Below are 10,375 nucleotides of genomic sequence, written 5' to 3' on the forward strand. Positions count from 1 at the left end.
TGTGAAAAATGCCACGACGCAGACGCAAAATGTTGTGTTGCGTCGTGGTACTCTTTTTCTCTGGCGTACCGGAAACGTACCGTTTGCTTCAAACAGCTCCTTTTTCGGCCTGTTCGAGCCGTTCTGACACGTCCTCGAGGGAGTCGATGCCAACGGGGGCTGCTGGGGGCTCCCCCCTGGCCCGGCGGTCCAGATCATCCGCCATCCCCTGCTTTTTGTCTGGGTACAGATGGGAGTAGGTTGCCATGGCCACCTCCACCGTGTCCCCCAGGCGCTCGGCCACGGCCACGATGGAGTAACCCAGGTCCACCAGCAAGGCGGCATGGCTGTGCCGGAGGTCATGTATCCTGATTCGTTGGACTCCGGCCGCCTCCGCAGCACGATCCAGCTCCCGGTTCAGGGTGCCGTGGTTGAAATAGAAAATGCGATCCCCCGGCTCGATTTCGTAGAGGGCGGAGATGTAACTCTGCACCTCGCCATAGAGAAACGTCGGCATGGGCACCTCCCGGACGCTATTGTCAGTCTTGGGCGGGCCGGGGGCATCCTCCCCCGCCTCCCTGTGGTGGGTCTTGTTGACCCTCACCATCTTGGAAGGGAGAATATCTGCAGGGGTCAGCGCCAAGCACTCCCCCACCCGGAGCCCACACCAATACATGATCTGGAACGCCACCCTGAAACCGGGCTTCGTTACTTGCTCCAGGGCGGTGTCAAACTCGGCGGTCGTCCAGAAGTCCATTTTGCGAGCCTTTTTCTTCCCCATGAAGCCGGCCGGCAAGCAGGGATTTTGCCGCAGGCCGTAGTACATCACCGCATAGTTGAAAATGGCGGATAGACGGCTGTTGACGGTGCGGAGGTATGAGGGGGCATACTTCCGCCCGTTGTGCGGATTGATAGCGGATATCATTTTGTTCTGCCACTTGCGGACAGTGACGGCATCGATCTTGTCCACCTGCAGCTTGCCGAAGAACGGGAGCAGCCAAGTGTTGATGATGCTGTCCTGGGTCCCTCTGGTGGTTCCTCGGACACGATGATCAGCATCCTCCTGGTAGAGCTGCACCAAGGAAGCGAAGGACATATCGCACCGCTTCTCCGCCTTCAGCAGAAATTCCCGCTCAAAATCCTGAGCATCCTTTTTGCGCTCAAAGCCCTCCTTCTTTTTCTTTTTCCGATTCCCGGTCCAGTCCAAATACCAGAACGACGCCATCCAGCGGACAGCTCCATCCTTGGTTGTGTATTTATAAGCAGGCACGAAACCACCCCCCCTTGCAAGACCGCCCCGGCCGCCAGCCGGGGCGCTTTTTTTATTCTTCAGGTGGTTGAGACTCCTGACGCTCGGTCTTGGCCTGCTCATCGGCCAGCCGCAGCAGATCCATGTACTCCACCACCCGGCGCTTTGATTTCTTGGACAGACGTTGGAACCGGCCAGCCAGAGCCAGAATCTCCGGGTCCTTGATACAGTCCAGGAGCAGGGTGCGGTTTTCCTCCGAAAGCGTGTCGGCTCCTTCCACCAGGGCAACGGCATCCCAGACGATTTGCGGTGTGGCGCGGGATGTGCCGCGCTTCCGGTCATCGGACAGCCCTAAAATGAAATCCGCTGATACTCCATCGAAGATGATGACAAGCTGACGGAGCGTATCCTCTTGGAGCTGGATGCCGCCATTTTCGTATTTGGACACCACCGAGGGCTGCACCCCGAGCCGGGCGGCTAATTCCTTTTGGCTCAATCCCGCTTCTTTGCGGAGCATAGATACTCGATTCATAACATACACCTCCAATTGTCCCTTTTATTTTACTATTTCTTTTTGAGAAACACAAGGAGAAATTTGCCGGAAAAGAAACTTCTTTTGAAAACGGCTTGACATTCCTAAAAGGAAGTGTTAGTATAGGACTACGCAAAAGTTCCTTAAAAGAATTTTTTAAGAAAGGGGGGTCAAGGATGGCAAACAGGATGCGGGAGTTACGACTGGAGCACCATGAAACGCAGCGGGACCTGGCGGAGCTCTTGGGGCTTAAATCCGCAGTCCTTTACTGCAAGCGGGAGATCGGCTATCATCCCGTAACGCTGGAGGAAGCCTTCAAGCTGTCCCTTCATTGGGGGCTTACCATTGAGGAGATTTTTTTTGCGGATGAAGTTTCCTTAAAAGAGAGCTCCGCCTAATCTGAAAAAAGTTTACCACAAGGAAGGAGGATAATAAATGCCCAGAAACGCCACGAAAGCGGCTGACAACGTGTTTTATCTCGCACGAAAAGCGGCGGAAAAGTGCAACGACCATCTGGGAAGCCGTGAGGGTGCGGCGGAGGAAACCGGCATTGACCGTACCCGCCTGGCCCGCATCGAGGCCGGGGTCCTCGTTCCCTACCCCGAGGAAGTCCTGATGATGGCCCACGCCTACCAGGCCCCCCAGCTCTGCAATCACTACTGCGCCAGTCTCTGTCCGCTGGGCAAAAAGACGATCCCGCCCTGCGAACTGCTCCAGATTGACCGCCTGGCCCTCAAGGTCATGTCGGCCATGCAGGGGGCCAGCTGTGTACAGCAGATTATTCTGGAGATTGCCGGCGACGGCCAGATCACCCAGGACGAGGTCCCCCAGCTGGAACAGGTGATGAAGAACCTGGAGACCATGGAACGCGCCTCGATGGAGCTCCGCCTTTGGATGCAGAAGTACGTCGGACAATAGGAGGGCCCACGCCATGGCAGATATCGAACGGAAGGAGCAGGAAGTCCCCAAGTACGTCAAGGTCCGGGAGGTCATGCAGTTGTGCGAGGTCAGCGAGAGCCGGGCCTACCGTATCATGCAGCAGCTCAACAAGGAGCTGGAAGCCCAAGGCTTTGTTACCACCTCGGGCCGGGTGTCCCGGAAATACCTCATGGAAAGGCTTTACATTTAGCAGAAAGGAGTTGAATGCGGTGAAAGTGAACGAGCGGCTGATCTTCGCAGTACTGGAGCTGATTATTATCCTCTGCCTGACGGGCATTACCTTCGAGCTTGGCCGCGCTTTTGCGCTGGCGGAGCGGGGATATAAAGCCTGCGGCGGTGAGTACCTCATCTTGGCGCTCCCGGCCCTCTACTATGCCGGGAAGAGGACTGTGAAGGATTGGCTGGCGGACCTCCGGGAGATTCGGAGGGGCGGCAACCCCTGGAGAAAGGAGGAGTAAGCGCCATGCCCTATTACAACATCTGCCCTCACTGCGGCAGCCACCTTGACCCGGGAGAGCGGTGCGACTGCCAGAGCAAGGGCCCGGAACCTAAACAGCGGGAGTCCGCTGACGAAAAAAAGGAGGCTAAATCAGCATGACGAACATTATCAAGGTTCAGTTTTTCAAAGGCGGCACCCCGGTGGGCAAAGCGTACAGCTACTACACGCCTGAGCCGGTGGATGTCGGGGACATCGTGGATGTCAAGACCAACCACGGAACCGCCCGCGCCATGGTGGTCCAGGCGGACGTGCCGGAGTCGGAGATCGCCGCCTTCAAGCCCGCCGTCAAGACCATCATCGGCAAGTCGGCCTGCCGGTGCGAGGAGTGCGCCGAGTTCACCGCCATCGGAGAGGGCGACCACATCTGCGGCGCTGATCCGCACAAGATGCCGGTCAGCGAGTACACCCCTACGGAGGACTACTTCTGGTGCAAAGGTGCCCATTTCTCCAGCCTGGAGGGATAGGCCATGCCGAACCCAAAAGCACCGCGGTTTCTGGTGGATGTAAGGGACGAAGCCTCCGGTTACCTGGGCCGTGAGCTGACGGACTCCGAGTGGGCCGAAGCCTACCCGCCAGCGGCACAGAAGCTGTCCCGCATCATCCAGCTGTACGGAGACGACGGCGGAGATCGCCGTCAGCCCTGGTACCTCGGAAAGCTGGTGCAGGAGCACATCGCATTCAGCATCATTTCCACCTACTGCGCCATAAGCGCACAAAAAAAGACCGCCTCCGAAGAGGACGGCCTTCTCACCACCACAAATATAACACCTAAATTCACTAACTGTCAATCCTGAAAGGAGATGCGGCATGAAAATCAACACCCTGCGGCTTGAGAATTTCCAGGGCATCAAGGCCGCCACATTCGACTTCAAGGGCCAGAGCGCCAGCGTTTACGGCGATAACGCCACCGGCAAGACCACCCTGTTCAATGCGCTGACGTGGCTCCTTTTTGACCGCCCCAGCACCGGGGCCAAGGGCTACACCCCCAAGACCAAGGGCCCGGACGGGGACGTTCACTACCTCGACCACGCCGCCGAGGCGCAGTTCACCATGGACGGCGGACGGCTGGTGACGCTCCGAAAGGTCTTTCACGAGAACTATAAGAAAAAGCGCGGCTCTGCTACGGAGGAGTTCGACGGCCACAGCGTGGACTTCTTCATCGACGGTGTTCCCGTCAAGGAGAAGGAGTACACCGCCGCCCTCCTGGGCTTCTGCGGCGGGGCCGAGCAGATGAAGATGCTGACCATGCCCCACTACTTCCCGGAGGATATGCCCTGGGAGGCCCGCCGGAAGATTCTGCTGGAGGTCTGCGGGGATGTTACCGACACCGAGGTGATCGCCAGCAACGGCGAACTGGGGGAGTTGCCCACCTACCTCCTGATGCCGGGTACCGCCGACCAGCACTATACGGTGGACGAGTACAAGAAGATTGCTGCCGCCCAGAAGGCCGACATCAACAAGCAGCTCCTGGGCATTCCTGGCCGCATCGACGAGGCGCAGCGGGCCATCCCGGAAGAGACCATTGATGTGGCGGCCATTGACGCCCAGCTCTCGGCCCTCCAGACCAAGCAGGATGGGCTGATGGAACAGAAAGCCGCTCTCCTGGCCGGGGACACTGCCACAGCGGAAGCCCGCAAGCGGGTGGCCGCCGCCGAGGCGGCGCTGGCGGAGGCCCGCACCGCCCACCTCAACCGGGCGGCAGAGGCGAATCAGGGCACCCAGGCTTCCATTACGGCGCTCCAAGGGCGCATCTCTACGGTCATGAGCGGGAAATACCACCTCCGGGCGGAGCTCGACCGCCAGAACATGAACCTGGAACGGCTTCAGGGCCGCCGGGCGGATCTGCTGCAGGAATACGCTTCTATCCAGGCCGAGACCTGGGACGAGGGGCAGGCGGTCTGCCCGACCTGCCACCGGGAGCTCCCTGCAGAGGACGTCACCCGAATGCGGGAGGCGTTCAATATTGGCAAGAGCAACCGCCTTCAGGCGGTCAATCAGCAGGGCCAGCGGGAGGCCAGCAAGGAAATGATCGAGGGCCTTCAGGCGCAGATCGCCGGGCTCCAGACGGAGTTCGATGCTGCCGAGGCGGAGCTGAAGAATCTCACCGATGAGCAGGCTTCGCTGCAGGCCAAGCTGGTGACGCCCACGCCCTTCGAGCAGACCACAGAATACGCCAGTCTCGCCGCCGCAGTGGCCGCCAGCAAGGCCGCGGAGGCTGGGGCGGGCCAGACTACCACCACCGCCCTGGAGGCCTTGAACGCCCAGATTCAGGCCGTCTACGCCGAGTCCCGCGAGCTCCAGCAGCAGAAGGGCAAAGCGGATCAGGCGGAGGCCCAGCGGAAACGCATCGCAGAGCTACAGGATCAGGAAAAGGCTCTGTCGGCGCAGTACGAGGAGCTGGAGAAGGGGATTTACCTTTGCGAGCAGTTCACCAAGGCCAAGGTCAGGATGCTCACCGACCGCATCAACGGGAAATTCAAGAATGTCCGGTTCCGCCTTTTCTTGGAACAGGTGAACGGCGGTGTCAAGGATGACTGCGAGGTCCTGGTGCCCAATGAGGCGGGCTCCATGGTTCCCTTCCGGGATGCCAACAACGCCGCTCGCATCAATGCCGGACTGGAGATCATTGAGACCTTGGCCTATCACTGGGGGATTTCCATGCCGGTATTCATTGACAACGCCGAGAGCGTGACCCGGCTGGCTCATACGGCCATGCAGACGGTCCGGCTGGTGGTTTCCGAGCAGGATGCCAAGCTCCGCTTGGAACTGGACGAGACGAAGGGAGGCGCAGCGGCATGATGTTCGGAAAACCCAAGACCACCGCCCCCTACCTGACACGGGCACTGGAAGCCATCGATGCTGAGAAGTTCCCCGAGGCCCAGCAGATCATCCAGGATGGCGCCATCGACTACTTTGTCCGCTTCAAGCCGGCCGCCGCTACTATCCCGGTCAAGGACGCTCCGCTCCTGATCCACCTCTACCGCCACATGGCTGACGAGCTGGAGCGGGCCGATCCGGTGGCCGCTTCCCTGGCCGAGAAGCTCAAGCCCATCAAACTGCCGCCGATTACCTTTACCCGGCGGAGCAAATAAGGAGGATATGAAAATGGCAACCAATCAGAGAACGCAGACCACTACCGCCCCCGCTCCGGCTCCCGCACCCCAGGCCGGGGCCCTCCAGCCCCAGGGTGAGCAGAAGCCTAATATGTCCGAACGGTTCACCAGCAAGGTGATGATGGAGTTCGGCAGCAGCGTCGGGGCCATCCAGGTCACCGACTACCAGCGCCAGCTGATCCAGGGCTACTTCGTCGCCATTGACCGGGCCCTGAAGGCCGCCGAGGAAGAGCGCCTGCGGAAGAACGACAACAACCGGGATCACAAGTACGACAACCCCCTCCCCGTCACCTGGGAGAACGTGAACCTGAACGATCTGGCGCTGGATGTTGTCGACTACGCTCGCATGGGGCTGGACATGATGCAGAAGAACCACCTGTTCGCCATCCCTTTCAAGAACAACAAGGCGCAGAAGTACGACGTGAACCTGATGCCCGGCTACAACGGCATCCAGTACATCGCTGAGAAGTACGCCCTGGAAACGCCGGTGGCGGTCACCATTGAGCTGGTCTACTCCACCGACACCTTCCGCCCCATCAAGAAAACGGCGGGTGTCCGGGTGGAGAGCTACGAGTTCGCCATCAACGACGCCTTCAACCGTGGTGAAATCGTTGGCGGCTTCGGCTACATCGAGTATCAGGACCCGCTGAAGAACAAACTGGTCATTATGACCCTGCGGGATATTGAGAAGCGCAAACCCAAGTATGCGTCCGCCAACTTCTGGGGCGGCACCCAGAAGGTCTGGGAGAACGGAAAACAGGTCGAGCAGCAGACCGATGGCTGGTATGAGGAAATGTGCCTGAAAACCATCAAGCGGGAGGTCTACAGCGCCAAGTATATGCCGGTCGATCCCAAGAAGGTGGATGACAGCTACCAGTACATGAAGCTCCGGGAAGCCAGAATTGCGGAGCTGGAGGCTCAGGATGTGATCGACATCTACGCTAACGGCGAGGTTATCGACACCACGCCCCAGGCTCTGCCCGGCACCCCCGCCCCAGAACTGCCCGCACCGCCCCAGGGCTTCGAGGTAAACCAGGGCACCGGGGAGATCACCAAGGAGCCCGCTCCTGCCGTCAGTACCGGGGCTCCCCAGCCGACTGCCGGAGCGGCCACGGCGGACGGCCAGACTACCATTGGCGGGCCCTCGTTTTAATGGAGATCAAGGCTCTCGCATCCGGCAGTACAGGTAATGCCTACATCGTCGGAGACGGGCAGACAACGGTGCTGCTGGATGCGGGAATACCCGTAAAAGCCCTCCAGGTCGGCAGCGGCTTCCGCCTGCGGCAATTCGCTGGGTGCTTTATCACCCACGCCCACAAGGACCACAGCAAGGCCGCCGCGGGCCTTGCCCGGCTGGGGATGGATATCTACACCAGCCAAGGCACCATAGACGCCTGCGGCCTGGCGGGGCACAGGATGCACCCGGTGAAAGCCCTGGAGGAATTTCAATTGGGAACTTTTCAAGTTCTACCTTTCGATGTGGAGCATGTTGTACCAGAGCCCCTTGGTTTTCTGCTCACCAGTACGGCTACCGGGGAAAAGCTGCTCTACTTCACAGACACCTATTTTGTGAGGTACCGCTTTACCGGGCTGACCCACATCATGGCTGAGTGCAATTACTCCCGAGAGGGCATCCAGCGCAGCGTGGAGGCGGGCTACATCCCCATTGAGCGGGTGCCGCGCCTAGAACTTTTTGTCCGAGAACAAAGAACTATCTGACAAAACGCTTGCCGCAGAGCTCGGCCGGAGTGTCGATGAGGTTGCTGCCATGCGCTGGCGTTTGGCGGGTGGACACAAACACCCACACTGGACGCAAGATGAAGAAGAATACCTTCAGGACCGATGGGGAAAGGCATCTATCTCTGTCATTGCAAAAAAGCTGGGGCGCTCGGTAGCTGCTGTCAAAGGTAATCAGCAGAACGGGAACTTCCCCGTATGATTTAGAGGTCAGCAGAAGAACGGCGATGACAATGACTGCTACCAGTTTCATAATAAAGCTGATCTCTGCCGCCAGCATTTCCGATCCGTTTTCACCAACTGTACTGGAAATGGATGCGTCGTAAAGCGAGAGAACCTGCTTCATTTGATCCATAGCCTCAAGGCTGGTAGGATCGTCCTCCTCACCGTCAAAGGTAACATCGTATAGTACAGCGGAATCCCGGTAATGATCGGCCCGATCCTCTGCGTCATCTTCGTCCCCCATGTCAACAGAGGATATGCCATCAATACATTCCAGCTCACCGGCCAGAGAAAGCGCCTGTTCATAAGTAATATTTGAAACCATTACACGGGCCGAACCAAATGTTGTAAAGTGATTTTCCATAATGGTAAGGCCCTGTTTGGTTTCCGTTGTTTCAGGCAGATAATCAGTAATATCATCGTTGACAGACACCCAGCCACGGGAAAAATGCAGAAGATAATTGCTGCCCCATAGATCAGAAAGAACAAGTTCCGCTTGTCCACGATCCATTCCGCCAGACGGATAAAGACACTCTGATCTTGCTTATTTTCCTTCATGCTTCAAACTGCCTTCCATAGAAAAGTCACCCTTTTCAGTGTGCAGGACCGCCGTAAGGTGTTCTCCCGAAACGCTCCCCTGCAAGGAAGCGGGCAAATCGCTCAATGCGGTCTTTAGTGTTCCAGTGGTTTCAAAGGTATATTGGGGTGCAAAACCACCGTAAAACAAATTGGCGCCGCCCATGATATTCAAGACAATGCAGCCTGTCTCCGGCTGAATCGCTACTCCCCCTTTTTTCTCACCCATGGGACTATTCATGGTGACTTGGTATTTTCCATCTTGCATGATGCTTCCCCTTTCTGGTTCAAACTGTGATTACTATACTGTGACAGCCTGTTAAGATACAATCCGCAATTAATTCCCAATGTGTAAAACTACACATTCCTCTCAAATTGTGTAGTGTTAGATAAAGAACACCTAACAAATGTAAAGTTTTGTGTAATGCTTTTTATCTAAGTTTGTGGTATAGTTTGAATAGAATCGAGGGACGAATATGAAGCAGGCAGAATTATCCTACAACCGCAAACGGCAATTAGCCGATTCGCTTAAAATGCTCATGGTCAAAAAGAACCTGAAGAAAATTACAGTTCAGGAGATTGCGGACGGCTGTGGAGCTAATAGGTATACTTTTTATTACCACTTCAAGGACATTTACGATTTATTGATGTGGATGTTTCAGGAGGAAGCCCTTTCACTGATTAAAACAAGTGAAAACTGCCTGACTTGGCAGGAGGGATTTCGCCTGTTTCTCCGATGGATTACAGAGAATAACAGTGTTTGTAAATGTGCGCTGAACGACATCGGGCAGGAAGCACTTCGAGAGATGTTTTACCAGGAGACAAAACACCTGATGACTCTCTTTTTAGCAGACGCCAAAGGGAGCCATCAGGTATCTGATGAATATTTGGCCTTTCTGGGAGACCTCTACATGGCGGCATTGAGTGGCATTTTGTTGGAATGGATACGTCGTGACTTGGATTTTTCGGAAGATCAGCTGATGTCATATCTGTGGCCTACCATGGATCAAATCCGAATGTCGATCCAGCAGGCGGAACAAGCTGGATTATAAGGAGGACATACTACATGGGGCATAGGATCATCACAATCGGCAGACAGTTCGGGAGTGGGGGCCATGAGATCGGGGCAGAAGTAGCGCGGCGGTTAGGAATTGAGTGCTATGATAAGCAGCTCATTACAATGGCCGCAAAGCGCGGGGCATTGAATCATGAACGATTGGGGGCATTTGATGAACGGCAGGAAAGTCCCTGGCTTTACGAGGGCACTTATGAGGGGAACCACCGTGTCCAAAGGGGACAGCCTATTTCTGAGGTTTTGTTTCGTTTGCAAAGCGATGTGATACGGTCTATTGCCCGGAGAGAGGATGCCGTTATTATTGGCCGGTGTGCCGATTTTGTCTTGCGTGAGGTGCTGGATACGGAATTATTAACTGTATTTATTGGTACAGCTTCTAATACTAATCACTCATAAATTATTTTAAAATTGGGACAGGAAATGGTATACTGAAACAGGGTGATAAAATGTACCG

The 10,375-nt window shown here is 56.5% G+C and carries 17 protein-coding genes; 13 read left to right on the forward strand and 4 right to left on the reverse strand.

Going from position 1 to position 10,375, the window contains the following annotated elements:
* Window positions 1-88: 88 nt before the first annotated feature.
* Window positions 89-1,249 carry a site-specific integrase gene (locus NFS22_RS19535; protein ID WP_251319395.1) on the reverse strand — a complete coding sequence of 387 codons (1,161 nt, stop codon included), beginning with the start codon at window positions 1,247-1,249 and terminating at the stop codon, window positions 89-91.
* A gap of 52 nt (window positions 1,250-1,301) precedes the next feature.
* Window positions 1,302-1,760, reverse strand: coding sequence for a helix-turn-helix domain-containing protein (locus NFS22_RS19540; protein ID WP_251319396.1), 459 nt, complete (start codon window positions 1,758-1,760; stop codon window positions 1,302-1,304).
* A 176-nt stretch (window positions 1,761-1,936) separates the two neighbouring features.
* Here NFS22_RS19540 and NFS22_RS19545 point away from each other — a divergent pair, with 176 nt between their 5' ends.
* Genes NFS22_RS19545 through NFS22_RS19590 form a run of 11 tightly spaced genes read left to right on the forward strand, consistent with a single transcriptional unit; the run spans window position 1,937 to window position 8,030 of the window.
* Complete coding sequence (locus tag NFS22_RS19545; protein ID WP_251319397.1) at window positions 1,937-2,158, forward strand: helix-turn-helix transcriptional regulator; 222 nt, start codon at window positions 1,937-1,939, stop codon at window positions 2,156-2,158.
* Between the two features lie 37 nt (window positions 2,159-2,195).
* On the forward strand, window positions 2,196-2,678 hold the full coding sequence (locus NFS22_RS19550; RefSeq protein WP_251319398.1) for a helix-turn-helix domain-containing protein: 483 nt from the start codon (window positions 2,196-2,198) through the stop codon (window positions 2,676-2,678).
* Between the two features lie 13 nt (window positions 2,679-2,691).
* Window positions 2,692-2,889: a transcriptional regulator gene (locus tag NFS22_RS19555; RefSeq protein ID WP_251319399.1), complete on the forward strand. Its 198-nt coding sequence runs from the start codon at window positions 2,692-2,694 to the stop codon at window positions 2,887-2,889.
* A gap of 19 nt (window positions 2,890-2,908) precedes the next feature.
* Complete coding sequence (locus tag NFS22_RS19560) at window positions 2,909-3,157, forward strand: hypothetical protein (protein ID WP_251319400.1); 249 nt, start codon at window positions 2,909-2,911, stop codon at window positions 3,155-3,157.
* 5 nt (window positions 3,158-3,162) lie between these two features.
* A complete protein-coding gene (locus tag NFS22_RS23790; RefSeq protein WP_277614901.1) occupies window positions 3,163-3,297 on the forward strand; it encodes a hypothetical protein in 135 nt (44 codons plus the stop codon).
* Window positions 3,294-3,662, forward strand: a complete 369-nt coding sequence (locus NFS22_RS19565; protein ID WP_251319401.1) for a hypothetical protein — start codon at window positions 3,294-3,296, stop codon at window positions 3,660-3,662. The genes NFS22_RS23790 and NFS22_RS19565 overlap by 4 nt, the downstream gene beginning before the upstream one ends.
* A gap of 3 nt (window positions 3,663-3,665) precedes the next feature.
* Entirely contained in the window at window positions 3,666-3,992 is a 327-nt protein-coding gene (locus NFS22_RS19570; protein ID WP_251319402.1) for a hypothetical protein, read from the forward strand.
* 13 nt (window positions 3,993-4,005) lie between these two features.
* Window positions 4,006-5,997: an AAA family ATPase gene (locus tag NFS22_RS19575; protein WP_251319403.1), complete on the forward strand. Its 1,992-nt coding sequence runs from the start codon at window positions 4,006-4,008 to the stop codon at window positions 5,995-5,997.
* Window positions 5,994-6,290, forward strand: coding sequence for a hypothetical protein (locus tag NFS22_RS19580; RefSeq protein WP_251319404.1), 297 nt, complete (start codon window positions 5,994-5,996; stop codon window positions 6,288-6,290). Before NFS22_RS19575 ends, NFS22_RS19580 begins: the two co-directional genes overlap by 4 nt.
* 13 nt (window positions 6,291-6,303) lie before the next feature.
* On the forward strand, window positions 6,304-7,464 hold the full coding sequence (locus NFS22_RS19585; RefSeq protein WP_251319405.1) for a recombinase RecT: 1,161 nt from the start codon (window positions 6,304-6,306) through the stop codon (window positions 7,462-7,464).
* On the forward strand, window positions 7,464-8,030 hold the full coding sequence (locus NFS22_RS19590) for an MBL fold metallo-hydrolase (protein WP_251319406.1): 567 nt from the start codon (window positions 7,464-7,466) through the stop codon (window positions 8,028-8,030). Before NFS22_RS19585 ends, NFS22_RS19590 begins: the two co-directional genes overlap by 1 nt.
* On the opposite strand, the gene NFS22_RS19595 is transcribed toward NFS22_RS19590, so the two are convergent.
* Window positions 8,023-8,781 carry an MMPL family transporter gene (locus tag NFS22_RS19595; protein WP_251319407.1) on the reverse strand — a complete coding sequence of 253 codons (759 nt, stop codon included), beginning with the start codon at window positions 8,779-8,781 and terminating at the stop codon, window positions 8,023-8,025. The genes NFS22_RS19590 and NFS22_RS19595 overlap by 8 nt on opposite strands.
* Before the next feature lie 33 nt (window positions 8,782-8,814).
* Window positions 8,815-9,114, reverse strand: a complete 300-nt coding sequence (locus NFS22_RS19600) for a hypothetical protein (RefSeq protein WP_251319408.1) — start codon at window positions 9,112-9,114, stop codon at window positions 8,815-8,817.
* Between the two features lie 208 nt (window positions 9,115-9,322).
* Here NFS22_RS19600 and NFS22_RS19605 point away from each other — a divergent pair, with 208 nt between their 5' ends.
* The gene (locus NFS22_RS19605; protein ID WP_251319409.1) at window positions 9,323-9,898 is read left to right on the forward strand and encodes a TetR/AcrR family transcriptional regulator C-terminal domain-containing protein; all 576 of its coding nucleotides are present in this window, start codon (window positions 9,323-9,325) and stop codon (window positions 9,896-9,898) included.
* A gap of 14 nt (window positions 9,899-9,912) precedes the next feature.
* Window positions 9,913-10,317: a cytidylate kinase-like family protein gene (locus NFS22_RS19610; protein ID WP_251319410.1), complete on the forward strand. Its 405-nt coding sequence runs from the start codon at window positions 9,913-9,915 to the stop codon at window positions 10,315-10,317.
* Window positions 10,318-10,375 lie beyond the last annotated feature (58 nt).

Source organism: Flintibacter muris (assembly GCF_943192995.1).
Taxonomy (GTDB): Bacteria; Bacillota; Clostridia; order Oscillospirales; family Oscillospiraceae; genus Lawsonibacter; species Lawsonibacter muris.